The sequence below is a fragment of the Burkholderia sp. 9779_493 genome, from assembly GCF_015712215.1.
GTDB classification, from domain to species: Bacteria; Pseudomonadota; Gammaproteobacteria; order Burkholderiales; family Burkholderiaceae; genus Burkholderia; species Burkholderia cenocepacia.
Genome location: NZ_JACCQA010000025.1, coordinates 45,535 through 68,195, shown reverse-complemented (window position 1 = coordinate 68,195; position 22,661 = coordinate 45,535). Strand labels below are relative to the sequence as shown.

The 22,661-nt window shown below is 68.8% G+C and carries 24 protein-coding genes; 18 read left to right on the top strand and 6 right to left on the bottom strand.

The window, feature by feature from the left end; translation table 11 throughout:
- The first annotated feature begins 38 nt into the window (after positions 1–38).
- The 4 genes from H0X95_RS24220 (at position 39) to H0X95_RS24205 (ending at position 1,600) form a co-directional block, all read left to right on the top strand.
- Positions 39–437 carry a DUF488 domain-containing protein gene (locus H0X95_RS24220; protein ID WP_006494891.1) on the top strand — a complete coding sequence of 133 codons (399 nt, stop codon included), beginning with the start codon at positions 39–41 and terminating at the stop codon, positions 435–437.
- 111 nt (positions 438–548) lie between these two features.
- The gene (locus H0X95_RS24215; RefSeq protein ID WP_006481711.1) at positions 549–839 is read left to right on the top strand and encodes a DUF1488 domain-containing protein; all 291 of its coding nucleotides are present in this window, start codon (positions 549–551) and stop codon (positions 837–839) included.
- Positions 840–855: 16 nt separating this feature from the next.
- Entirely contained in the window at positions 856–1,095 is a 240-nt protein-coding gene (locus H0X95_RS24210) for a hypothetical protein (RefSeq protein ID WP_006479066.1), read from the top strand.
- A gap of 154 nt (positions 1,096–1,249) precedes the next feature.
- A complete protein-coding gene (locus H0X95_RS24205; protein ID WP_069352236.1) occupies positions 1,250–1,600 on the top strand; it encodes a metal ABC transporter ATPase in 351 nt (116 codons plus the stop codon).
- 30 nt (positions 1,601–1,630) lie between these two features.
- Here H0X95_RS24205 and H0X95_RS24200 read toward each other — a convergent pair whose 3' ends face one another.
- The 3 genes from H0X95_RS24200 to lhpI form a co-directional block, all read right to left on the bottom strand.
- Positions 1,631–2,410, bottom strand: coding sequence for a helix-turn-helix domain-containing protein (locus tag H0X95_RS24200; RefSeq protein WP_006481707.1), 780 nt, complete (start codon positions 2,408–2,410; stop codon positions 1,631–1,633).
- Positions 2,411–2,426: 16 nt separating this feature from the next.
- Positions 2,427–2,831: a response regulator transcription factor gene (locus H0X95_RS24195; RefSeq protein ID WP_006481701.1), complete on the bottom strand. Its 405-nt coding sequence runs from the start codon at positions 2,829–2,831 to the stop codon at positions 2,427–2,429.
- A gap of 169 nt (positions 2,832–3,000) precedes the next feature.
- Complete coding sequence (lhpI, locus tag H0X95_RS24190; protein WP_196446238.1) at positions 3,001–3,936, bottom strand: bifunctional Delta(1)-pyrroline-2-carboxylate/Delta(1)-piperideine-2-carboxylate reductase; 936 nt, start codon at positions 3,934–3,936, stop codon at positions 3,001–3,003.
- Positions 3,937–4,199: 263 nt separating this feature from the next.
- Between lhpI and H0X95_RS24185 the strand changes: the two genes are divergently transcribed.
- The 7 genes from H0X95_RS24185 to H0X95_RS24155 all read left to right on the top strand — a co-directional run bounded on the left by H0X95_RS24185 (position 4,200) and on the right by H0X95_RS24155 (position 12,311).
- Positions 4,200–4,937, top strand: coding sequence for a FadR/GntR family transcriptional regulator (locus H0X95_RS24185; RefSeq protein ID WP_006481703.1), 738 nt, complete (start codon positions 4,200–4,202; stop codon positions 4,935–4,937).
- 127 nt (positions 4,938–5,064) lie between these two features.
- Complete coding sequence (locus H0X95_RS24180) at positions 5,065–6,186, top strand: branched-chain amino acid ABC transporter substrate-binding protein (RefSeq protein WP_077021078.1); 1,122 nt, start codon at positions 5,065–5,067, stop codon at positions 6,184–6,186.
- Between the two features lie 68 nt (positions 6,187–6,254).
- Positions 6,255–7,262: a trans-3-hydroxy-L-proline dehydratase gene (lhpH, locus tag H0X95_RS24175; RefSeq protein ID WP_006494886.1), complete on the top strand. Its 1,008-nt coding sequence runs from the start codon at positions 6,255–6,257 to the stop codon at positions 7,260–7,262.
- Positions 7,263–7,447: 185 nt separating this feature from the next.
- Complete coding sequence (locus H0X95_RS24170) at positions 7,448–10,027, top strand: penicillin-binding protein 1A (RefSeq protein WP_196446237.1); 2,580 nt, start codon at positions 7,448–7,450, stop codon at positions 10,025–10,027.
- 79 nt (positions 10,028–10,106) lie between these two features.
- On the top strand, positions 10,107–10,985 hold the full coding sequence (locus tag H0X95_RS24165; protein WP_196446236.1) for a PilZ domain-containing protein: 879 nt from the start codon (positions 10,107–10,109) through the stop codon (positions 10,983–10,985).
- A 225-nt stretch (positions 10,986–11,210) separates the two neighbouring features.
- Positions 11,211–11,540 carry a DUF4148 domain-containing protein gene (locus tag H0X95_RS24160; protein WP_006483709.1) on the top strand — a complete coding sequence of 110 codons (330 nt, stop codon included), beginning with the start codon at positions 11,211–11,213 and terminating at the stop codon, positions 11,538–11,540.
- A gap of 366 nt (positions 11,541–11,906) precedes the next feature.
- Entirely contained in the window at positions 11,907–12,311 is a 405-nt protein-coding gene (locus tag H0X95_RS24155) for a lysozyme inhibitor LprI family protein (RefSeq protein ID WP_006483706.1), read from the top strand.
- A gap of 40 nt (positions 12,312–12,351) precedes the next feature.
- On the opposite strand, the gene H0X95_RS24150 is transcribed toward H0X95_RS24155, so the two are convergent.
- Positions 12,352–12,999, bottom strand: coding sequence for a response regulator (locus H0X95_RS24150; RefSeq protein WP_006483707.1), 648 nt, complete (start codon positions 12,997–12,999; stop codon positions 12,352–12,354).
- Positions 12,996–15,098, bottom strand: a complete 2,103-nt coding sequence (locus tag H0X95_RS24145) for a PAS domain-containing sensor histidine kinase (protein ID WP_125331898.1) — start codon at positions 15,096–15,098, stop codon at positions 12,996–12,998. Before H0X95_RS24145 ends, H0X95_RS24150 begins: the two co-directional genes overlap by 4 nt.
- 319 nt (positions 15,099–15,417) lie before the next feature.
- Here H0X95_RS24145 and H0X95_RS24140 point away from each other — a divergent pair, with 319 nt between their 5' ends.
- The 6 genes from H0X95_RS24140 to H0X95_RS24115 all read left to right on the top strand — a co-directional run bounded on the left by H0X95_RS24140 (position 15,418) and on the right by H0X95_RS24115 (position 20,896).
- Positions 15,418–15,888, top strand: coding sequence for a universal stress protein (locus tag H0X95_RS24140; RefSeq protein WP_034202359.1), 471 nt, complete (start codon positions 15,418–15,420; stop codon positions 15,886–15,888).
- A gap of 314 nt (positions 15,889–16,202) precedes the next feature.
- The gene (locus tag H0X95_RS24135) at positions 16,203–16,709 is read left to right on the top strand and encodes a cupin domain-containing protein (protein ID WP_006485821.1); all 507 of its coding nucleotides are present in this window, start codon (positions 16,203–16,205) and stop codon (positions 16,707–16,709) included.
- Positions 16,710–16,894: 185 nt separating this feature from the next.
- Complete coding sequence (locus tag H0X95_RS24130; protein ID WP_006485817.1) at positions 16,895–17,920, top strand: DedA family protein/thiosulfate sulfurtransferase GlpE; 1,026 nt, start codon at positions 16,895–16,897, stop codon at positions 17,918–17,920.
- A gap of 168 nt (positions 17,921–18,088) precedes the next feature.
- On the top strand, positions 18,089–18,331 hold the full coding sequence (locus tag H0X95_RS24125; protein ID WP_077176092.1) for a hypothetical protein: 243 nt from the start codon (positions 18,089–18,091) through the stop codon (positions 18,329–18,331).
- A gap of 33 nt (positions 18,332–18,364) precedes the next feature.
- Positions 18,365–19,747, top strand: a complete 1,383-nt coding sequence (locus H0X95_RS24120; protein WP_048985478.1) for an amino acid permease — start codon at positions 18,365–18,367, stop codon at positions 19,745–19,747.
- Positions 19,748–19,960: 213 nt separating this feature from the next.
- Complete coding sequence (locus H0X95_RS24115) at positions 19,961–20,896, top strand: universal stress protein (RefSeq protein WP_006485822.1); 936 nt, start codon at positions 19,961–19,963, stop codon at positions 20,894–20,896.
- Positions 20,897–21,371: 475 nt separating this feature from the next.
- Here the strand turns inward: H0X95_RS24115 and H0X95_RS24110 are convergent, their stop codons facing one another.
- Positions 21,372–21,806: a hypothetical protein gene (locus H0X95_RS24110; protein WP_006492218.1), complete on the bottom strand. Its 435-nt coding sequence runs from the start codon at positions 21,804–21,806 to the stop codon at positions 21,372–21,374.
- Positions 21,807–22,351: 545 nt separating this feature from the next.
- Between H0X95_RS24110 and H0X95_RS24105 the strand changes: the two genes are divergently transcribed.
- Positions 22,352–22,606 carry a DUF3562 domain-containing protein gene (locus H0X95_RS24105; RefSeq protein WP_006491227.1) on the top strand — a complete coding sequence of 85 codons (255 nt, stop codon included), beginning with the start codon at positions 22,352–22,354 and terminating at the stop codon, positions 22,604–22,606.
- Positions 22,607–22,661: the final 55 nt, after the last annotated feature.

Genomic DNA, 22,661 nt, shown 5'->3' with positions numbered 1-22,661 from the left:
GTACGATCACGGGATCGCATGCACGACAGAGGAGCGACATGGGCATCCGGATCATCCAGCTCGGCACGCCGCGCGCGGCCGGCGAAGGGCTGCGGATCGGCACGGTGCGGCGGCCGCCGCGCGGTGTGCCGAAGGCGGAATTCGCGTCGCGCAACTACTATGATGTATGGCTGCCGACGCTGTCGCCGAGCCCCGAACTCGTCGCACAGGCGCAGGCCGCCGAAACCGACGCCGAATGGAAAGCGTTCAAGCGTCACTTCCGCGCGGAGATGACGCACGGCGATCCGGCGAAGGTGCTGGACCTGCTGGCCGCGCTGTCGGCGACCACCGCGCTGTCGATCGGCTGCTACTGCGAAGACGAGCGCCATTGCCACCGCAGCGTGCTGCGCGAGCTGCTCGCGGAACGCGGCGCGGTGATCGAGCCCGACGCGGGCTGACGCGGCGTCGCGCGGCCGCGCCGCGATCGTGCGGTGCAGCGAACCGGTTGACGTGGGTCAAGCGCGCGGCCGCGCGCGCCACTATGCTCTCGTCATGGAGCCATCACGACGATGACAGGCCGACAGATGCACATTACTTTCCCGCCCGAGCCGCCGGAATACTGCGCGCGCGATCTGGTCGTCGCGTTTTCGGCGCTGGTCGACGGGCGTTGCGTCCAGTGCGCGGTCACGGCCGAGGCGCTGGAAGACCATTTCGGCGCGCGGTCGCTGCTCGAACGCGATCTGCTGCACGCATTCGACGCGCACCGGTCGGCGATCGAGGCGATGGCACGGCGAATGCTCGAGGAAATCGGCGGCCGGCCGGTGCTGCTGCACAGCGGGCACTTCCGGCTCGAAGACTGATACCGCAGGAGGGCGCATGACACTGCAGGGCAACATTCACGAACGCGACTGGTCGGTCGAGGTGGAGACGCGCCCGTGCGAATCGGGCGAGTTCCGCTGCCGCGTGTCGGTCGAGCACGGCGCCGGCGCCGCGCGGTTTCATCATACGTTCGAGCACAGCCACGCGTATCCGACGGAGCGCGAGGCGATGATCGAAGGGCTGCGGGCCGGCATGACGTGGATCGAGATGAAGGCGTCGCAGACCTTCAACGTATGAATGGCCCCGCGCCAGCCAGGCGCGGGCAGACCGTCGGCCGGCCGCGATCGAATCCTGCGCGCCGCGCGATGGGAAACACGTGCCGCCTCCATCGCGAGGCGGCCGGCACATGCAAGGCGGTCGACGAGCGGGCGGCCCCGTCAGGAGACACGACATGGGCGTGGGCATGCAGATCGCCTGCCTCGGATTCACGGTTTCGGCAGCGGTCGAGGCCGAAGCCGGCGCGCAACTGGTGCGGCTCGAACGGTTTCGCGCGTTGATCGACGGCTGCCATCTCGTGATCGACGCGCGCACGGTGGCCGATGGCGCGTGCCTGTACGACGTGCGGCTCGACCTGGTGATGCACGACGCGACGCTCAGGTCGCTGCCGCCGTGCGTCGGCGTCGACGTGGACGATGCGCTGCGCCGCGCGTTCGCGCAGGCCGAACAGGCGCTGATCGCGTGGCAGGCGGGCGCCGCGACGGTGGCGCTGCGCGACGCGGCGACCGGCGATGCGATCCGGTAATGCCGCGCGCCGGCGCGCCGGCGCCGTGTGTCAGACCCGTGCGAGCGCTTGCGCGTCGATGATGCGCACGCGCTTGCCGCGCGTCTCGACGAGCGCTTCGCGATGGAACCGCGAGAACATCCGGCTGACGGTTTCGAGCTTCATCCCGAGATAGCAGCCGATTTCCTCGCGCGTCATCCGCAGATTGAATTCGGTCGCCGAATAGCCGCGCGCCTCGAACCGCGACGACAGGTTCAGCAGGAAATGCGCGACGCGCTGCTCGGCCGACATCGTGCCGAGCAGCAGCATCTGGCTCGACTCGCGGACGATCTCGCTGCTCAGCATCTGGTAGAGGAAGTGCTGCATCGGCTTCATCTCGCGGCACGCGGCTTCAAGCGCGCCGAACGGGATGATGCACACCACGCTGTCCTCCAGCGCGATCGCGTCGCAGCAGTGCTGGCCGCCGCCGATGCCGTCCATCCCGAGCGTTTCGCCGGCGATCTGGAAGCCCGTCACGTGCTCGCGGCCGTCGCGATGCATCATCACCGTCTTGAACGAACCCGCGCGCACCGCATAGATGCTCTGGAACGGATCGTCGGTGCGAAACAGCGCGTCGCCCTGGCGCACCTGTCGCGTCGTGCAGATGATCGCGTCGAGGCGGCCGTATTCGGCGGCCGTCAGATGCGGCGGCAGGCACATCGAGCGCATCGCGCAGGCCGAACAGCGTGCGGCCGGATGCTTGGCGGCGTCGGCGCGCGCGACCGGGCGCAGGGCAATCGTTGGCCGGGGTACGACGGACACGTCGGCGGCGAAGGCGGTGGCGGTGGACATGAGTCGCTCCGGCTCGTCAGGGGCGGCGCACGCGAGCGTGCACCAGGGATTCGATGACACGGCATGCGGCGTCGAATTCGACGGTCTTGTCGAAGAAGTAGTCGGCTCCCGCCGTCGCGCATGCCTCTCTGAATGCCGGCGCCGAGTGGTTCGTCAGTACGATCGTGACGATGCGCGGTGCGGCCTTCGACAGCATCCCGATCAGGTCGAGACCACTGCCGTCCGCGAGCCGCACGTCGACGATCACCACGTCCGCGCGACTGCTGCGGATATGCGACCACGCGTCCTGGCCGTCTTCCGCTTCGCCCACGACGGCAACGCCGCGGATCGCGCCGACGAGCAGCGCGATCCGCTGGCGAACGGCGACGGCGTGATCGACGAGGAACACCCTGAGCGCGGCGGGTGACAGGCTGGCATTCATGCCGGCAGTATCGTGTTGCGCCGCCGAAATTGAAATCGGCCGAATTGGAACTTCGTGTAGGCCGCTTCGGCGCGGTGTAGGGCATTTCCTACACCGCGTACGGGAAATCGCCGGGACGATCCGGCTGCGGCGATGCCGCGCGAGCGGCTGGAATGGTTGCGCGGCCGGATCAGCCGGCGCGGCGGGCGGCCAGCGCGTCGCGCGCGGTGCGGCACGCGGCCAGATCCCACGCGGCGCAGCCGACGCTCTTGAACAGCAGCGGGCCGCCGCGGGCGAAGACGCCGTTCAGCACGTCGGCGAGCGATGCGACGTGCTGCCAGTCGACCCGCGCGACGATCAGGTCGCCGGCTTCGTGGCGCGCGCCGGCCGGATCGTCGACGACGAGCCGGCTGCCATGCACCGTGTTCGCATCGATCTCGGCGGCATCCGCGGTGAACGCGCCGACGCCGACCACGAGACGGCCTTCGCGCGCGGCTTCGCGGTAGACGGGCGTGCGGCTGGTGGTCAGCGTGACGACCACGTCGATCGCCTCGGGAATCGCGTCGCCGTCGAGCGGCGCGAGCCGCGGCGCATGGGCGCGATGAGCGGCGCAGAAGGCGGCCGCGCGCTCCGCGGTCGTGCCGCGCACGTGCAGCCGCGCATCCGGAAAGATGGCCGCGAGCGCTTCCGCGTGATTGGCCGCCTGCTTGCCGGTGCCGATCAGCAGGATGTCGCGCGGCGCGGCGCCGTGCAGCGCCTGGATGCCGAGCGCGGTGATCGCCGCCGTGCGGCGACCGGTGACGGTCGGGCCGTCGAGCGCGAAGCGCATTTCTCCGGTCGTCGCGTCGTACGCGGTGACCTGGCCGAGGATCGTCGGCAGCCCGCGCGCGCCGTTGCGGGGGCACACGTTGACGAGCTTGTGGCTCGCCAGGTCGTGGGCGCTCGACGGCATCGACAGCATCACGCCGCCGCCTTGCAGCGGCACGACCAGGCGTTCGGGGCTGACGATGTCGCCCGCCGCGTACTCGGCGACGGCTTGCCTGAGCGTGGCGAGCAGCGCCGGGTAGTCGAGCAGCGCGGCCGTGTCGGCCGCGTCGAAAACGGGAATCGGGGAAGAGGCGGTCATCGTGTACGTCGTGGGCGTCGGTGAGCGTGAACGGCGGACGCATGCCGCGCCCGCCACAGGTCTGCCGGATACCGTGACACAGGGCAGTGTGGATCGAATCTATACCACTTGCTGGCGCGCCTGCAACCCAGAAAATAAAGCGCTGTGGGGATTTTGGTTCTAATATCTGGCCAGAAGCGCGCCGCTGCCGTGCCGCCCGCGCGGCTCCGGTATAGTGCGAACCCATTCCAGATCCACGCCCGCGAACGGGCAGGAGCCATCCGATGATGTCCGCGCGTCCCGACTCACCCGAAGGCGGTTTCCGCCCGCTGCAGATCTACGAGCAGGTAGCCGAAAAGATCCGCGACGAGATCCGCGCGGGGCGCTACGCGGCCGAGTCGCGGCTGCCGTCCGAGCGCGAGCTGGCGGCGCTGTTCCAGGTCGGCCGGCCGGCGGTGCGCGAGGCGCTCGGCGCGCTGCAGAACGAAGGGCTCGTGTGCACGAAACGCAATTCGGGCACCTACGTCGTCGCGGCGCCGCTCGACGTGCTCGCGCAGCGCGGCGATCCGCACACGGCGTCCGAGGCCGACTTCAGCCCGACGTCGACGCTCGACGTGCGATTGATCCTGGAGCCCGCGATCGCGCGCCTCGCGGCCGCCCATGGCCGCGCCGACCCCGGCGCCGAACGCTATCTCGCGCAGATGGAAACCATCACCGACGTCGACGATCCGCACCAGCGCGCGCTGTGGAACGAGAGCGACCGGCTGTTCCACCGGCAGCTCGCGCTGATGACCGGCGATGCGCTGATCGTGAAAATCGCGGACGAAGTCGCGAAGACGATGGACCAGCCGCTGTGGAAGCGGCTGAAGGACGACGGCATCTACGACGCGGGCCGGATCCGGCTCTACGTGTCCGAGCACCGGCTGATCTACGAGGCGATCGTGTCCGGCGATGCCGATGCGGCTGCGTTCTATGTCGAACAGCACATCCGCCGCGTGCGGCGCGACATCGCGCCGAAGTGACCGGCCTGCGCGCGAAGTCGTTCTGGTCTTCAATATGACCAAAATCCCGACAATTATTTTGAAATTGCTTGCGATGTGACCACGTGTGTCCTACATTGGTTTCACACAAAACCAATCAGGAGACATCATGCGACACCTCGTGACCGCGCTCTCGGTGGCTGTTGCCGCCGGCGCGCTGACTTCCGCGCACGCGCAGGAAGTCGTGATGATCGGCCATTCGGCGCCGCTCACCGGCCCGCAGGCCGCCAACGGCAAGGACAACGAAAACGGCGCGCGGCTCGCGGTGGACGAGCTCAACAAGGCCGGCATCAAGGTCGCCGGCAAGGCCGTCACGTTCAAACTGGTTTCCGAAGACGACCAGGCCGACCCGAAGGCCGGCGTGCAGGTCGCGCAGAACCTCGTCGACAAGGGCGTCGTCGCGGTGCTCGGACCGTACAACTCGGGCGTCGCGATCCCCGCGTCGCGCGTGTATTCGACTGCCGGCGTGCCGATCCTGCCGGTCGCGTCGAACCCGGCGCTGACGAAGCAGGGCTTCAAGAACATCTTCCGGATCGGCGCGAGCGACGAGCAGCTCGGCGGCACGATGGCCACGTTCGCCGCGAAGACGCTGAACGCGAAAACCGCCGCCGTGATCGACGATCGCACCGCGTACGGGCAGGGCGTCGCCGAGCAGTTCATGAACGTCGCGAAGGCGAACGGCATCAAGATCGTCGACCAGGAATACACGAACTCGTCGGCCACCGATTTCCTCGGCATCCTCACCAAGATCAAGGCCAGCAACCCCGACGTGATCTTCCTCGGCGGCTATGCGGCGCAGGGCGCGCCGATGGCCAAGCAGATGAAGCAGCGGGGCTTGCGCGCGAAGCTGCTCGGCGGCGACGGCATCTGCTCGGCCGACATGGGCAAGGTCGCGGGCGAGGCCGCGTCGATCGTCTACTGCGCGCAGGGCGGGGTCGCGCTCGAGAAGACGGCGGCCGGCCGCGAATTCCTGAAGAAGTACCACGACGCCTATCACACCGATACGCAGGTCTATGGGGTCAACTACTACGACGGGATGAAGCTGCTCGCCGACGCGATGGTCAAGGCCGGCACGACCACCGACAAGGCGAAGCTGAGCGCGCAGCTCGCGAAGTCGAACTACGCGGGCGTCGCGGGCACCTATTCGTTCGACGCGAACGGCGACCTGAAAGGCGCGCCGACCACCGTCTACGTGATCCGCAACGGCCTGCCGGAACCGTACGCGAAGTAATTGCCGCATCGCCCGTCACCGGACGGCGGCCCGGCCGCCGTCCTTCGTTTCAACGCATTCGATCCGCCATGAAAATTTCCCGATCCCTGTCCACCGTCGAAGTGCACACCGGCGGCGAGGCGTTCCGCATCGTCACGAGCGGGCTGCCGCGCCTGCCCGGCGACACGATCGTCCAGCGCCGCGCGTGGCTCAAGGAGCACGCCGACGAGATCCGCCGCGCGCTGATGTTCGAACCGCGCGGCCATGCCGACATGTACGGCGGCTATCTGACCGAGCCGGTGTCGCCGAACGCCGATTTCGGCGTGATCTTCGTGCACAACGAGGGCTACAGCGACCATTGCGGCCACGGCGTGATCGCGCTGTCGACGGCGGCCGTCGAGCTCGGCTGGGTGCAGCGCACCGTGCCCGAGACGCGGGTCGGCATCGATGCGCCGTGCGGGTTCATCGAGGCGTTCGTCCAGTGGGACGGCGAGCACGCGGGGCCGGTGCGCTTCGTCAACGTGCCGTCGTTCATCTGGCAGCGCGACGTGTCGGTCGACACGCCGTCGTTCGGCACCGTGACCGGCGACATCGCTTATGGCGGCGCGTTTTATTTTTATGTCGACGGCGCGCCGTTCGACTTGCCGGTGCGCGAATCGGCGGTCGAGAAACTGATTCGCTTCGGCGCGGAAGTGAAGGCGGCCGCGAACGCGAAGTATCCGGTCGTCCATCCGGAAATCCCGGAAATCAACCATATCTACGGCACGATCATCGCGAACGCGCCGCGCCACGCGGGTTCGACGCAGGCGAACTGCTGCGTGTTCGCGGATCGCGAGGTCGACCGCTCGCCGACCGGCTCCGGCACCGGCGGGCGCGTCGCGCAGCTCTACCTGCGGGGGCTGCTCGCGGCGGGCGACACGCTCGTCAACGAATCGATCGTCGGCACGGTCTTCAAGGGGCGCGTGCTGCGCGAAACGACGGTCGGCGACATCCCGGCCGTGATCCCGGAAGTGGAAGGCAGCGCGCATGTCTGCGGGTTCGCGAACTGGATCGTCGACGAACGCGATCCGCTCACGTACGGGTTTCTCGTGCGCTGACCCGCGGCGTCGGTCGCGCCGCTGCCGCGTCGCCGTCGCGCGGCGTTCAGGTTGTCGTACCAGGTTTGGCGCGTCGCTCCGGTTGCGGGGCACGCGCCTTTTTTGCGTGAGCGTTGCGGCGAAACCGCACCGCGTGTGCCGGCGCAAGGCCGCCGCGGGCCGGCCGGCCGCGCGAGTTTGGTACGATGCAGCCTTTTCAGCCGAGCTCCACCCGCGTGAATCGCCGAAACGTGTCGTCAGTGCGTGCCTTGTGTGCCAGATGGGTCGCGCGCGCCCAACCCGTCGCGGCGGCCGCCGTCGCGCGGGCCAAGCCTCTCGCCGCCACCGCGTGGCGCCATGTCCGCCATCCGACGCGCCGTGGCGTGCTGCTCACGGCCGCCGCCGTGCCGGCGCTGTTCGCGGGGTACGTGATCGTGCTCATCCCGTTCACGCCGGGGATCGGCGACATCCGCAAGGCGCGCGTCGACCAGCCCGCGCAGGTGCTGTCCGCCGACGGCAAGCTGCTGGCCGAATTCAAGCCGTCGAACCGCGAATGGGTGCCGCTCAAGCAGATCTCGCCGCGCATGATCGACGCGCTGATCGCGACCGAGGATCACCGCTTCTACGAACACCACGGGCTGGACTGGAAGCGCACGGCGTCGGCCGCGCTGCATACGTTCTCGGGCAGCCGCCAGGGCGGCTCGACGATCACGCAGCAGCTCGCGCGCAACCTGTATCCGGACGAGATCGGCCGCGCGCCGACGCTCACGCGCAAGGTGAAGGAGGCGATCACCGCGCTGAAGATCGAGGCCGTCTACAGCAAGGACCAGATCCTCGAGACCTACCTGAACACGGTGCCGTTCCTGTACAACGCGTACGGCGTCGAGATGGCCGCGCGCACCTATTTCGACAAGTCGGCCGACGAACTCGACGTGCTCGACAGCGCGACGCTCGTCGGGATGCTGAAGGGCAACAGTTACTACAACCCGGTGCTGAATCCCGAGCGCGCGCTGCAGCGGCGCAACACGGTGCTCGGCCAGATGGTCAAGTACGGCAAGCTGTCGCCGGCGCAGTTCGCGCAGTTGCAGCGCCGGCCGCTGCGCATCGACTTCGAGCGCCAGAAGGAGCCGCCCGGGCCGGCGCCGCATTTCGCGCAGCAGTTGCGCAAATGGCTGATCGCGTGGGCCGACCGCAACGACTACAACATCTACTCGGACGGGCTGATCGTGCGCACGACGATCGACTCGCGGCTCCAGCAGATGGCGACGCAGGCGCTCACGTTGCAGGGCAATCAGCTGCAGGGCATCGCGAACAACGCGTGGAGCGGCCGCGACGGCTGCGGCACCGACAACGAGGTGTTTCGCACCTTCATGCGTGAGTCGCCCGAGTACAAGGCCGCGCAGGAGGCCGGCAAGGACGACGCGGCCGCGATGAAGATGCTCGCGGCCGATCGCGGTTTCATGCATGCCTTGTGCAAGGCCAAGACCGACGTGCAGGCCGGCTTCCTCGCGATCGATCCGCGTGACGGGCAGATCCGCGCGTGGGTCGGCAGTCGCGACTTCACCCGCGAGCCGTTCGATCACGTCGCGCAGGCGCGGCGCCAGCCGGGCTCGACGTTCAAGCCGTTCGTCTATGGCGTCGCGTTCGCGAACGGGATGAAGCCGGAAGATACGTTCGTCGACCAGCCGGTCGAGATCCCGCTGAAGGGCGGCGAGATCTGGCGGCCGAACGACGACGTGCCGCCTACGGGCAAACCGATGACGCTGCGCGACGCGGTCGCGCTGTCGCGCAACCGGATCACCGCGCAGGTGATGGAGAAGGTCGGGCCGGGCGCCGTCGCGCGGCTGGCGCGCGACATGGGCGTGCGCGAAAGCCCGCTCGAACGCGTGCCGTCGCTCGCGCTCGGCACGAGCCCGGTCACGCTGAAGGAAATGGTCGCGTCGTACGCGACGATCGCGAACGGCGGGCTGTACGTCGAGCCGCAGATGGTGACGCGCATCGAGAATCGCCAGGGCGAGGTGCTCGCCGAATACGCACCGGCGCCGCCCGAGCGCGCGCTCGACGCCGAAACCGACAAGACGCTGCTCGACGTGATGCGCGACGTCGTGACGCGCGGCACGGGCGGCAGCATCCGCACGCGGTTCGGCATCCGCGGCGACGTGGCCGGCAAGACCGGCACCACGCAGGACAACGCGGACGGCTGGTTCATCCTGATGCAGCCGGGCCTCGTCGCCGGCGCGTGGGTCGGATTCGACGACGGCCGCGTGACGCTGCGCAGCGATTACTGGGGGCAGGGCGCGCACAGCGCGCTGCCGATCGTCGGCGATTTCTTCCAGCGCGCGCAGCGCGCCCGGATCGTCGATACCAAGGCGAAATTCGATACCGAACCGTCGCCGGGCTGGTTCGCGTCGCTGCGCGAGCGCGCGACCGACCTGTTCGATACGTGGTTCCCGCCCGAGCCGAAGAAGGCGCCCACGCCGGTCAGGACGCCGCGTGTCGAGCGTCCGGCCGAGGTCGACGAGGGCGCGGCGTCGGCAGCCTCCGCTGCGTCGGCGCCGGATGTCGCTTCCGGCGGCATCGTCGAGGAATGGGTGCCGGCGTCCGAAGTGGCCGCATCGGCCGCGGCGCTGTCGTCCGGCGCGTCGCAACTGCCTGCGCAGCCGCCGGCAGGCGCCAGTACGACGAGCGGAAGCAGCGCCGGTAGCGGCGCCGCGCCTTCCGCCGTGCCGACTCCGCCGCCGATGTCGGTGCCGGCCGCGCCCGATGCGACCGGCGCGTCGCAGTAACGAAGCCGTTCAGATTCCGCGCGATGCTGCCGTAATCAAGTTGTCACGACAGCTCGCGCGGTCGCTCCGCGCTTCTCCGATGCTGCTTTCCACCGATTACGTCGCGCTCGCACGCGACGATCTTTCCGCCGAGGTCCCGCTCGGCTTCGACCTCTACGACGCCGACGGCGCCGCGCTGCTGCCGGCCGGCACGACGCTGCGCGACCCGGCGCAGCACGATTTCCTGTTCGACCATTTCCGCCCCGTGCGCCGGCGCGAGGACGCCGACACCGGTCCGCGCGGGTCCGCGACGGCGGCCGCGCCCGCCACGCGCATGGGCTTGTCGGCGGGCGCCGCGATCGGCATCCGCCGCCGGGTCGGCACGACGCGCGCGCTGCAGCGCTGCCGGCTGATCGGCGTCGGCGCGTCGGGTGCGCTGTTCGTCGAGCCGCAGCCCGCCACCGTGCTCGATTTCGCCCGCGGCGACGACGTCGAAGCAGTGGCGATCGGCCGGGCCGCGGTATCGCGTTTCGGCGCGACGGTCGAATCGGTGCAGGTGTCGGGCGCCGCGCCGTTCATGGTCCTGTCGCCGCCAGGGTTCGTCGACCGGCTGCGCACGCGCGCGGAGCCGCGCGTGCCGGTGCGCATCGCGGCCTGCTGCAGCGGCGGAGCGGAAGGGACGGAAGGCATCGGGGTGGTGCACGACATCAGCCTGAGCGGGCTGTCGATCGCCGTCGACCGGCCGATCGCGGCGACCGGCGAGCCGTTGCGCGTGCTGCTTCCGTACGAAACCGCTGGTCGCATCGAGCGGCTTGCGCTCGATGGCACCGTGCGGGCCGTGCATGCCGACCCGGCGCCGCCCGCGCTGACGCTCCATCATGCGGCGTTCGGCGACATCGATGCCGACGACCTGATTCGCCTCAAGGCGCTGCTGTTCGACAGGCAGATGGCGTCGGCGGATACCGATCGCCTGCGTTGAACGCGCGACCCGCGCGTGCCGGCTGCCGTATCGCGGCATTCGGTGCACGAACGCCGATAATCGTCTGACGAAACGACTTATTCCCGCTCGATTGTACGGTTTCGGTCAACAGTGAATTTGCGATTTAAGTATTTACCCTGATAGCCGCGCCTCCTAGACTTCTACTCATGCGCAACGACCTCGAGTCCGAAGCGCCTGACAAAACAATCCTGGAGGTAACGCATCATGAAATCGCTGATCAAGGCAGTTGCACTGGCCGCCCTGGTGGCCGCACCGGTCGTCTCGTTCGCCCAATCGAACCAGCAGCCGCTGACCCGCGCGCAAGTGCGCGCCGAACTGGTCCAGCTCGAAAAGGCCGGCTACAACCCGAACGACTGGATCAACTACCCGGAAAACATCCAGGCCGCCCAGGCCAAGATCGCCGCCGCGCAGAATGCCGGCGCGCAAGCCGACGCCACCGGCTACGGTGCGAACCCGGTCGCGACGTCGCAGTCGGGCCAGCGTGCGGCCGTGCCGGCCGTGAGCGACCGCTCGTCGGTGTACTTCGGCCACTGAGCCGGCCGTTGCCGCGCGGCCCTCGACGGCCGCGATTGAAGCCGTATCGAGAAAGCCTGCACGCGTATCGCGTGCAGGCTTTTTTGCGTCTTCTTCATTGGGCGGCCCGATGCACGAGGTCGGCCGAATCGGTCGCGGATAGCCTGCGGCGCGCATGAGCGAAACGCCGGATGCCGATCGGCGCGGGATCCGCGCGATACCTTGGCGTGCATGATCACGTCACTTGCCGCGCCGCACCCCGCTGACAATCCGCCGCGCGTGCGCTAGCATCGCGGTCGATGTCGCCGCGGCGCGTGGCGCGGCCCATTCACACGGGGCGCAGCAGGGCGCCGGGTTCCACACTTCAACGAACGACAAGGAGCATCCATGCGTGTCTTGACCGGTCTGCTGGGCTCGCTGGCGCTGGTGGCGAGCGTCGCCCATGCGCAGGCGAATTGTGCGGACGCGACGGATCAGGCGACGATGACGGCGTGTGCCGATCGCGCGTACAAGAAATCCGACGGGGAACTGAACCGGACTTACCAGGCCGTCACCGCGCGCCTGCGCGACGCGCGGCCGCTTGCCGACAAGCTCGTGAATGCGCAGCGCGCGTGGATCGCGTACCGCGACGCCGAATGCCGTTTCTCGAGCGCGAATGCCGAGGACGGCAGTGCATACCCGATGGTCGTATCGACCTGTCTCGACGATCTGACGAAAGCGCGCACCGACACCCTGAAGGGCTATCTGTCCTGCGAGGAAGGCGACCTCGCGTGCCCGGTGCCCGCGAAGTAACGATCACGCGCGGGCCCGACCGGGCCTGCACGACGCCGGCTCAGACGTCGTCCGTCTCGTCGAGCAGCTTGTGCCGCATCGCGTAGCGCACGAGCGCCGCTTCGTGCGGCATCTGCATCTTTTCCAGGATCCGGGTCTTGTAGGTGCTGACCGTCTTCGCGCTCACGCACAGCGCATTCGCGATCTCGGTCAGCGTCTGGCCGGCGGCGATCCGCCGGAACACGTCGAATTCGCGGTCGGACAGCCGCTGGTGCGGCAGCGTTTCGGCCGGCTCGTTCAGGCTCTGCGCGAACTGCTCGGCCATCGCGAGGCTCACGTAGACACCGCCCGACGCCACTTTCGTGACCGCGCCGACCAGCTCGGCGCTCGCGCTTTCCTTCGTCAGATACCCCGACGCGCCCGCGCGGAACGCCCGCACCGCGTATTGCTGCTCCGCGTGCATGGTGAGCACCAGCACGCGCAGCGCGGGCTTTTCGTCCTTGATCTGCTTGATCAGCTCGACGCCGTTGCGGCCGGGCATCGACAGGTCGAGCACGAGCACCTGCGCGGGCGTCGCACGCACCAGCGCAATCGTCGACGGGCCGTCGCAGGCTTCGCCGGCCACCTCGAATCCGGTGGCGTTCTGGAGGATGTGCCGCAGACCGTCGCGTACGAGCGTATGGTCGTCGGCGATGAGCACCTTGATCATGTGATGAGCGTGTCCTGTTGAACGGTGGCGAGCGGAAAGGCGACGGTAATCGAGAAGCCGCGCGCGAGCGCGGTGTCGATCGTCACGGTGCCGCCCAGCATGTGGGCGCGTTCGCGAATGCCGATCAGGCCGAACGATTTGTCCTCGTGGGCCGGGCCGCCGGGCGCCGCGCCGCGGCCGTTGTCCGCGACGCGCAGCACGCAAAAGCCTTCCTCGATGTCGAGCCGCAACGCCACGCGCGTCGCATCCGCATGGCGCGCGACGTTCGTCAGCGCTTCCTGGACGATACGGAACAGCGTGGTCGCGCCCGCGCTGGTGAATGTGAGGCCGCCGGTTTCGATGTGGCGCTCGACATCGATCCCGTAGCGGTTCGTGAAATCGTTCGCGAGCCATTCGATCGCGGGCACGAGGCCGAGATCGTCGAGCATCACCGGCCGCAGGTCGGCCGCGATGCGCCGCACCGACGCGACCGTCGCGTCGATCAGCCGCCGCATGCCTTGCAGATGCGTCTGCACGCCTTCATCGGGTTGCGCGCGGCCGGGCATCCGCAATTGCTGCTCGACGACCGACAGGTCCATCTTCAATGCGGTGAGCTGTTGCCCGAGGTCGTCGTGCAGTTCGCGCGCGATACGGGTCTTTTCCTCCTCGCGCACGTTCTGCAGGTTCGCGGACAATTCGCGCAATTCCTCGCGCGATTGCTTCAACGCATTCTCGGCCCGTTGCCGCTCGGTGATGTCGCGCAGCATCACCGTATACAGCTTGCCCGACGCGTCGCGGATCTGCGAGATCGACGCTTCGATCGGGAATTCCTCGCCGTTGGCCCGCAGCCCGAACAGCACGCGCTGGCGGCCCATCTGCCGCTCGGACACGCCCGTCACGCCGAACTGGTCGACGTGCTTCGCGTGCGCGGCGCGGAACCGTTCGGGAATGAAGCGCGACAGCGGCGCGCCGATCGCTTCCATCGCGGACACGCCGAACACCTGTTCGGCCATCGGGTTGAAGATCACCACCGTCTGCTTCTCGTCGATCGTGATGATCGCTTCCATCGACGAACGGATGATGCCCATCATCCGCGCCTCGTTGAGGATGCCGCGGCTGCTTGCACCGGCGTCGGCGCGCCCGCGCAGCAACGCATGGACGAGCGCCGCGAACGCGAACGACGCGATCAGCCCGGCGGCGAGCACGGTGCCGGCCGCACGCTGCGCGCCGGTCGCGCTCGGCCGGCCGTCCGCGGAATAGGCGAGCGTCAGCGCGGTGCCGCCGAAATTCAGCACATCGGTGCGCCGCATCAGGTCGGGTGACGCCGATGCTTCGTCGGTCGTCGTCTCGACGCTGGCGATCGCGCGCGCATCGCCGCCGGCGGTCATCCACAGGTCGATTCCGCGCTCCGCATCGAGCGCGCGCTCGATCAGGCGCCGCGGGCTCAGCGCCGCGAACAGCATCCCGTCGGCGCCGCCTTCCCGCGTGCCGGAGGGCTTGGCGGCCGCCAGCGGTGAAGACGCCACGGGCAGGAACAGCGTCAGGGTACGGGCGTCGCGGGAAGTGTCGTCGTCGGCAGGGTGAACGCCGAGCGCGATATCGCCGGTGCGCAGCGCGCGCGTGAGCGGCGCCGCGTCGGACGCACCGAAGCGCACGACCGGCGAGTTCGAGACGGGCGCGCTGAGCGTCGCAGCCGCGAGCGGATCGGCCGGCAGCGGCTTCGCGCCGGCCAGCGCGGCGCGCGCCGCGGGCGTCAGCGGCGCATAGCCGATCTGCCGGACCGGCGAGCGGCCGCTGTCGAGATCGAGCGTCTCCGCATACCGGCGCCATTGGCCGAGCGTCATGTCCGGGACGAGGCCGAACGCGCCGCGCGCGCCTTCGAGCACGGCGACACCGGCCTGCAGTTCGTGGCGCAGCATCGCGGTCACGTGCGACGTGCGGCGTTCGAAACGCGTGTGAACGGCGCCTTGCCACTGCTCGCGCACCAGCAGCGCGACGCCGAGCGACAGCACGGCGCCCGCGCACAGCGCGACGACGCCGGCCGCGAACGGCTGGCGTAACATGGTCTGGAGGCGCGTGGGCCCTCTGGCGTCACGCGTCGGGGTTCCACTGGCGGTCATTCGATGGCCATTCTGTTATTCGGGCTACCCGGGGCACTCGGGCAGCGCGGCAAAACCGGGAAAACTCGCACCGGCTGCGTGCAACGACTATTTTCAAGATGAAATTGTGCGCGTTTTACACATTTTTTGTAATGGGGTCGGTTGAAATTGCGGCAAACGGCGTGGGGCAGCGGGCGCGCGGGGCGCGCTTGACGCGCGTCAACGCGCGCGTCGGCACGTGGGGCAGACTGTTCGGCAGGCAAGCCGGCGCCGGGCCGGCTTGCGGTAACGGGTCGTGGCGGCGCAGTGCGCGACGCGCGCCCGGTCGGAGGGACGGACCATGTACAAGCGGATTTTCGTCGGGCTCGACGGCAGCCCGAGCGCGCGTCTCGCGCTGAACGAGGCGATCCGGATCGCGACGGCGTCCGGCGGCGAAGTGACTTGTGCGTACGTCGTCGAGCATCGGCCGCAGCTCGTCGACGTCGACGCCGGCTTCGCGGCCGAGCGCGACGGCGATGCCGCCGCGGCCGATGCCGCGACGCCGGTGCTCGACGATGCGAAAGCGGCGCTCGCGCGGCAGCATGTGCGCGGCACGGTGCGCGCGCTCGACGCGTACGGCGAGGACATCGCGACGGTGCTGATGCGCACGGCGGCCGAAGCCGACGCCGATCTGATCGTGATGGGCACGAGCGGGCGACACGGCCTGCGCAGGCTGTTGCTCGGCAGCGTGGCGGAATCGTTGCTGCGCGCGGCCGACCGGCCCGTGCTGCTGGTGCGGCATGGCGAGGCGGGGGCGTCGGCGGCCGCATGATCGACGACGGGCGGTACGGCGGCCGACGCGGCGCACACATCCGCGGTCGGCCGAGCGCCGCGCGCCGGGCCGGCCGTCGGCGCGAGCGATCCGGCGCGCGGCGCCGCACTGCCGATACGCTCGCCGGTGCGCGATTGCGCGTCGACGGTTGCATCCCGGCACGCAGTTCTGGCAGCATCGGCCGGTGTCCGCTCGATCGCCGCGCGCATGGCCGCGGCGATCGACGCAGGGACATCCGGCGGCACCCGAGCGCGTGAATCGAGATCGGGCAGGCCGCCGGATGCCGGTTTCCTACCTTACCGACGTCATCTGCCATGCCGATTTCCGCCCCCGACCTGATTCGCCAGTTCGACCTGCAGCCGCATCCCGAAGGTGGCTATTTCCGTGAAACCTACCGCGCGACCGATTCGGTCGTGCGTCCGGCCGACGGCGCGCCCCGTGCCGCGTCGACCGCGATCTACTACCTGCTGTGCGACGGCGCATATTCGTCGTGGCACCGCATCCGCTCCGACGAGGTCTGGCATTTCTATGCGGGCGACCCAATCGAAGTGTGGGTGCTCGACGCGCGCGACGGGTTGACGATCCACCGGCTCGGCAATCCGCTTACGCATCCCGGCACCGTGTTCCAGGCGGTCGTGCCGGCCGGAAGCTGGTTCGGCGCGCGCTGCGCGTCGCCGCAGCACGTCGCGCTCGTCGGCTGCACGGTTGCGCCGGGGTTCGAGTTCGCGGAATTCGAGCTGGCCGATGCGGCCGCGCTGGCGGCCGAGTTTCCCGACTACGCGGAACACGTCGCCCAGCTCGCGCAGCGCTCCGACGCGTGACTGTCACGGACGCGTCACGCCGGGTGCAAAGCCCGTGCCGACGGCCCGCGTTCCGCGCGGTCGAGGCCAAACCCGTTTAGAATGCGCATGATGCACCGGTCGGTCGCGGACGTGCCGCGGCGGCCGTTGCGCCGCCGTACCGACGGCCCCGTCGCGCGGCCTGCATGTCTTCCAGGAGCGCCGCCGTGTGGCACTTTCCCATTGCTATTCCATCGTCGCTCGGCCCGTGGGCCGTGTTCGCGAGCGTGTTGATCACGCAGCTCGGCGTGCCGGTGCCGGCCGTGCCGATGCTGATTCTCGGCGGCACGATGGCGGCGATGGGGCAGGCGTCCTGGGTCAGCATGTTCGCGGCGGCGATCGGCGCGACGATGCTGGCCGATTCGCTGTGGTTCTTCATGGGCCGCACGCGCGGCCGGCGTCTGCTGAACGGCCTCGTGCGCTTCTCGCTGTCGCTCGACACGACGCTGCGCTTCGCGCGTAACGTGTTCGAAAGATACGGCGCGCCGCTGCTCGTGCTGTCGAAATTCCTGCCGGGCCTCGGCCTCGTGTCGGCGCCGCTGCTCGGCACGACCGCGATCGGCATCGGCGTGTTCCTGTTCTGGGATCTGGCCGGCGCGTCGCTGTGGGCGGCGTTCTGGCTGATCGGCGGCGCGGCGATTCACGACCAGATCGTCCAGTTCGTGCTGTGGGTGCGCGCGAGCGGCGGCACGATCCTCGACGCGTTCCTCGCGATCTTCATCACGTTCCTGCTGTACCGCTGGGTGCGCCGCGTGCAGTTCCGCCGCTATCTCGCGCAGGTGCGCATTTCGCCGCCGCAGCTCGTCGAGATGATGACGTCCAGCGAACCGCCGCTGATCTTCGACGCGCGGCCCAAGGCGATTCGCGAACGCGAGCCGTACCGGATTGCGGGCGCGGTGCCGGTCGATCTCGATTCGCCCGATCTGCTCGATCCGGAAGTGCTGAAACGGCCGATCGTCGTCTATTGCGTGTGCCCGAACGAGGCGACCGCGAAGCGCCTGATCGCGAAGATGCAGCGCAAGAAGATGATCCACAACATCCGCGCGCTGAAGGGCGGCCTCGATGCGTGGGAAAAGCACGGTTATCCGGTCGAGCCGCTGCCGGCCGATCTGGATTCGTCGCGTTATTTCGTGCGGCCCGAGCAGGGCCGGCTCGACGGCGAATATACGGTGCGGGCGACGTTGTCGAAATAAATGCGCGCGCTGCGCCGCGCGCATTCGAATCCGATCACCGCTTTCACGCACCGCGATTTTCCCCAAAATCACCTGGCGTTAAATCGCCGATCCTCCCTATAATCCCGCCTGCATATTGCGTGCGCGAAATTGCGCACATTCGACGCGCGGTCGTTCGCGCCGAAAGCGATGGATCCCGTTGCCGCTCGCCACGCGCACAGCCGCGTCGCGCGGGCCGCTCGGGTGTATTCCGTGAAGGGCTCGATCCGTTTTTCCGGATTGTTCCGGGAAATTCGGATAATCCGCGGCAATTCCAACCGGATTGACGCGGTATCCGTGTCGTTTCTTATTCGGAAATCGACAGCGGCGATTATTTCGTTTTCGGCTGCCACACTCGGCATGAACGGGCGCGCCTTGTCATCGACACAATGACGGCGGCCCGCTCGCGGCTGCCAGGAGACGGATTTGAAACAACCAGAAGACCAGTTGCACCGCGGGCTGGAAGAACGGCACATCAACCTGATGGCGCTCGGCGCGACGATCGGCGTCGGCCTGTTCCTCGGCTCCGCCACCGCGATCCGCACGGCCGGCCCGGCCATCCTGCTGACCTACCTGCTGGGCGGCCTCGCGATCTTCCTGATCATGCGCGCGCTCGGCGAAATGGCGATCACCAACCCGGTCGCCGGCGCCTTCAGCCGCTATGCGCGCGACTACCTCGGCCCGCTCGCCGGGTACCTGACCGGCTGGACCTACTGGTTCGTGTGGATCGTCACCTGCATGGCGGAAATCACGGCGGTCGGCGTCTACATGCACATGTGGTTTCCCGGCGTGCCGAACTGGATCTGGGCGCTCGCGGCCCTGATGGCGATGGGCTCGGTGAACTTCATCGCGGTCAAGCTGTATGGCGAATTCGAATTCTGGTTCGCGCTGATCAAGATCGTCACGATCGTGCTGATGATCATCGGCGGCGGGCTGATGATCGCGTTCGGCATCGGCAACGGCGGCATCGCGACCGGCATCTCGAACCTGTGGTCGCACGGCGGCTTCATGCCGAACGGGATCAACGGCGTGATCGCCGCGCTGCCGATCGTGATGTTCGCGTATCTCGGCGTCGAGATGCTCGGCCTCACGGCCGGCGAGGCGCGCAACCCGGAGAAGTCGCTGACCAAGGCCGTGAACTCGGTGTTCTGGCGCGTGCTGATTTTCTACATCGGCGCGCTGTTCGTGATCATGTCGCTCTATCCGTGGGACCAGATCGGCACGCAGGGCAGCCCGTTCGTGATGACGTTCTCGCGGCTCGGCATTCCCGCCGCCGCCGGCATCATCAACTTCGTCGTGCTGACCGCGGCGCTGTCGTCGTGCAACAGCGGCCTGTTCAGCACCGCGCGGATGCTCTACAACCTCGCGCAGCAAGGCCAGGCGCCGGCCGCGCTCGGTCGCGTGAACCGCAGCGGCGTGCCCGTGTACGGCGTGGCCGTGTCGGTCGCGCTACTGCTGATCGGCGTGTTGCTCAACTATCTCGCGCCGCAGCACGTGTTCACGTGGCTCACGTCGGTGTCGACGTTCGGCGCGATCTGGACGTGGTGCGTGATCCTGATCGCGCAGATGCGTTTTCGCCGCACGCTGTCGGCCGACAAGATCGCGCGCCTGCCGATTCGCGTGCCGTTCTATCCGCTCGGTTCGTTCGTCGCGCTCGGGTTTCTCGCGCTGGTCGTCGTGCTGATGGCGTTCACGCCCGATACGCGCGTCGCGCTCGTGATCGGGCCGGTGTGGATCGTGCTGCTCGGCATCGCGTACGCGCTGTTCTACGCGAACCGTCCGGCCGCATCGATGCCGACGAAGTCGTAAGCCGGCGCGGGCAGGGTGCCGCGCGATCGTTGATCGCGATCATGCACGCGCGGGCCGGACGGCCTATGCTGAACGAACGCATTGCTTGTCCGCGCTTCGCGTGGCATCCGCCGATCCCTGCGACCGCGGCGGCTGTCCGGCCGCCGCGCGCCGCTGCCGCGCGAAGCGCCCGTCGTCGTTCAGCGACGACGTGCACGCACGGAGGCCTTCGCCATGCAGCCTGCCCAGCCCATCCCGACGCTCGCGCGGATCGCGCTGGCTGTCGACCCGACGCCCGAATCGCTGACCGCCGCGCGCTACGTGCGTACGCTGCTGAGCCCCGGCATGCGATTGCGCATCATTTGCGCGATCGACAATCCGCGCCTCGTGTTGCCCGACATTCCGCGCATCGATGCGCTGCTGACGTCCGCGCGCGAGGACATGACGCGCGAAGCGCACGCCACCTGCGAGCGGATCGCGGCGCTGTTCGCCGACAACGGCATCGACGTCGAACAGACGGTCGTCGATACGTCGGTCACCGGCGGCTCGGTGGCGGACGCACTGGTGAACGATACGTCGACGTGGCATGCGGACGTGCTGGTGATCGGCGCGAATCCGCATCACGGGCTGTTGCGGCTCGTCGAAGGCGCGATGTCGGACACGCTGACGAAACGCGCGCGCTGCGCGCTGCTGATCGTGCCGGGCACCTATGCGCGGCCGTCGGACGGCGCGCTGCAGCGGCTGATGTTCGCGGTCGACGGCAGCGAACCGTCGCTGCACGCGGTGCGCGTCGGGCTCGGCTTCGCGGCGCCGACGACGTTGCTGTATGCGGCGTACGTGATCGATCGCGCGGTTCGTCTGACCGATGTCGTGCCGGTGCGCGCGCTCGAGGATGCGTACCGCGCGGAGGGCGAGGATGCGCTCGCGAAGATCGGCCCGCTGTTCCATGCGACCGGCAATCCGACCAAGCGCGGCATCGTCGAAACGCGCCCGACCAGCGACGACGTGGCCCATGCGCTGATGCGCGATGCCGTGCACTGGCGCGCGGAGTTGCTGGTGGTCGGCACGCATGGCCGTCGCGGCATCGCCGCCTGGCTGATCGGCAGCGTCGCGCGGCGCGTCGCGCATCTCGCGCAAGTGCCCGTGTTGCTGGTGCGTGGCGCGGACTGAATCGCGCGTCATCGCGACCGAAGCGGGTTTGGATTGACCTGCATCAGAAACGCGACGCACATCGCGTGAGACAGTGATGAAACATCCGGCGACGCGGCGGGTCGGTCGTGCAATCGCGACGGCAACCGCGCCGGCATGCGAGTGACGATCACCGTCGCACGCGCCGCCGTCACATCATTTTCGGGAGCCGCGCCACGTGTTCGTCCGGCGCGTCATCCGACCGGGAACTCTCTGGCACGAGGGTAGGCAACCGACGGTTGCCTTGGAGGACGGGCGGGGTGCAAGTCACCCCGTCCGCTTTCCGCCTGGCCCCGTCGAATTCACTTTCCCGCAGGAATGGTTTTGAACGCGGCCGCGTCGAGCGGCGCGTCATCGCGCGGTCGCTTCGGCACGGACCACGGCGAACCTGGAAGCCTGCACGGCAGCGCGCGGGCATGGCAGTCGCCTCGTGCCGTGCGTCGGTGACGCGCTCAGATCAGAGGATACGAAGAACCGATCGCAGGTCGTGCCGGCGGCCCGCGCCGCGCCGTACCCGCGAATGCGGATGAGCGACACGGAGCGGCGCGCATGCGCTGCACGTGCGGCTGCGCAGACGATTCGCATGCGGCCAGCCCGGGCGCGCCTTGCGACGCGGCTCGGACACGGCCGGCGCGTCGGCTTCGGTTCGCGCGCTGAGCGCCGCGGCGAACCGCTGCAGCGCGAGAACCGACCCCACGACGCTCTGATACTTCTCGCGGCCGATCTGCCCGTCGAGCGTGACGAGCAACCCGGCCTCGCGGGCGAGCGCGAGCAGGGTGTCGAGATCGTCGGACGGACGGTTGCCGGCCGACGCGGCCCGGGCGGGCAGGGCGCGCGCGTTGCCCGACGCGCGCCGCTGGCCGTCCCGGCCCGGCAAGTTGCGATGTGCCATGATTGGTCTCCTGCGCGGAACCCCGCGTGCCGGCTCGATGGCCAGCTGAGCGATGTTCCGGTATGAACGCCTGGTTCATGTGATCAGTATCGTGCGGCGACGGTGCGCTGCCAAGCGGCGCGCGCTGAAGTCGCTGTCAGGAAAATGCGCGACGCGTATCGGAATCCGCTGACACGCACGGCAGTCGACCGGCCGGGCCGGCAGGTTCGTTCGACGAATGGGCGGCACACGCGGGGCGCCGCTTGACGCATGATTTCGGCCGGTCTAAGTTCGCGTCTGCATCGGCGTCGCGCGCGTTTCACCTGCCGCCCGTCGTCAGTGCCGCGCCCCGGGGTGGCGTGGCAGGGCTTCCAGTCTCGTTCGCGGGCCACGTGCACCGCGAACCCCGCGCGGGGTCGGTTCGGAAACGGATCGGCGCGGCGGCACGCAACGTGCCGTTGATCACGCGCAAACACGTGCCGGCGCATCGTACGCCGCGTATCTGTCTAGTCTTTAAGCTTCCAGTACCGTCATCTTTTCGTTCCTCGTCCGTCAGGAGTCCGTCGATGTCCAAGGACAATTTGCTCGATTCACTCAAGGAAGCCGCCGAACAGCGTGCGATCGGCGCGGATCAGCTGCGCGCGATGCTCGACGACGAAGTGCGCGCGCTGTCGTCCGGTGCGCGCGTGCACGACTACATCCACGTGTTCGCGATCCGCAACCTGCGCGAGCGGATGCGCCAGAAGGACGAGTTCGACCGCGACACCCGCGCCGACGCAGCGCCCGCGGACGCCGATCCGCGCCCGAGCCATCGGCTGTAACGCGCGGCGGCCGGGCGCCGCACCGGCATGCCGCATGCCCGTCGGCGCCGGCCAT

Bases quoted from the DNA above. Each gene is read 5' to 3' on its own strand.
- H0X95_RS24220 (WP_006494891.1), top strand. From the start codon at position 39: ATGGGCATCCGGATCATCCAGCTCGGCACGCCGCGCGCGGCCGGCGAA.
- H0X95_RS24215 (WP_006481711.1), top strand. From the start codon at position 549: ATGACAGGCCGACAGATGCACATTACTTTCCCGCCCGAGCCGCCGGAA.
- H0X95_RS24210 (WP_006479066.1), top strand. From the start codon at position 856: ATGACACTGCAGGGCAACATTCACGAACGCGACTGGTCGGTCGAGGTG.
- H0X95_RS24205 (WP_069352236.1), top strand. From the start codon at position 1,250: ATGGGCGTGGGCATGCAGATCGCCTGCCTCGGATTCACGGTTTCGGCA.
- H0X95_RS24200 (WP_006481707.1), bottom strand. From the start codon at position 2,410: ATGTCCACCGCCACCGCCTTCGCCGCCGACGTGTCCGTCGTACCCCGG.
- H0X95_RS24195 (WP_006481701.1), bottom strand. From the start codon at position 2,831: ATGAATGCCAGCCTGTCACCCGCCGCGCTCAGGGTGTTCCTCGTCGAT.
- lhpI (WP_196446238.1), bottom strand. From the start codon at position 3,936: ATGACCGCCTCTTCCCCGATTCCCGTTTTCGACGCGGCCGACACGGCC.
- H0X95_RS24185 (WP_006481703.1), top strand. From the start codon at position 4,200: ATGATGTCCGCGCGTCCCGACTCACCCGAAGGCGGTTTCCGCCCGCTG.
- H0X95_RS24180 (WP_077021078.1), top strand. From the start codon at position 5,065: ATGCGACACCTCGTGACCGCGCTCTCGGTGGCTGTTGCCGCCGGCGCG.
- lhpH (WP_006494886.1), top strand. From the start codon at position 6,255: ATGAAAATTTCCCGATCCCTGTCCACCGTCGAAGTGCACACCGGCGGC.
- H0X95_RS24170 (WP_196446237.1), top strand. From the start codon at position 7,448: ATGCAGCCTTTTCAGCCGAGCTCCACCCGCGTGAATCGCCGAAACGTG.
- H0X95_RS24165 (WP_196446236.1), top strand. From the start codon at position 10,107: ATGCTGCTTTCCACCGATTACGTCGCGCTCGCACGCGACGATCTTTCC.
- H0X95_RS24160 (WP_006483709.1), top strand. From the start codon at position 11,211: ATGAAATCGCTGATCAAGGCAGTTGCACTGGCCGCCCTGGTGGCCGCA.
- H0X95_RS24155 (WP_006483706.1), top strand. From the start codon at position 11,907: ATGCGTGTCTTGACCGGTCTGCTGGGCTCGCTGGCGCTGGTGGCGAGC.
- H0X95_RS24150 (WP_006483707.1), bottom strand. From the start codon at position 12,999: ATGATCAAGGTGCTCATCGCCGACGACCATACGCTCGTACGCGACGGT.
- H0X95_RS24145 (WP_125331898.1), bottom strand. From the start codon at position 15,098: ATGACCGCCAGTGGAACCCCGACGCGTGACGCCAGAGGGCCCACGCGC.
- H0X95_RS24140 (WP_034202359.1), top strand. From the start codon at position 15,418: ATGTACAAGCGGATTTTCGTCGGGCTCGACGGCAGCCCGAGCGCGCGT.
- H0X95_RS24135 (WP_006485821.1), top strand. From the start codon at position 16,203: ATGCCGATTTCCGCCCCCGACCTGATTCGCCAGTTCGACCTGCAGCCG.
- H0X95_RS24125 (WP_077176092.1), top strand. From the start codon at position 18,089: ATGGATCCCGTTGCCGCTCGCCACGCGCACAGCCGCGTCGCGCGGGCC.
- H0X95_RS24115 (WP_006485822.1), top strand. From the start codon at position 19,961: ATGCAGCCTGCCCAGCCCATCCCGACGCTCGCGCGGATCGCGCTGGCT.
- H0X95_RS24110 (WP_006492218.1), bottom strand. From the start codon at position 21,806: ATGGCACATCGCAACTTGCCGGGCCGGGACGGCCAGCGGCGCGCGTCG.
- H0X95_RS24105 (WP_006491227.1), top strand. From the start codon at position 22,352: ATGTCCAAGGACAATTTGCTCGATTCACTCAAGGAAGCCGCCGAACAG.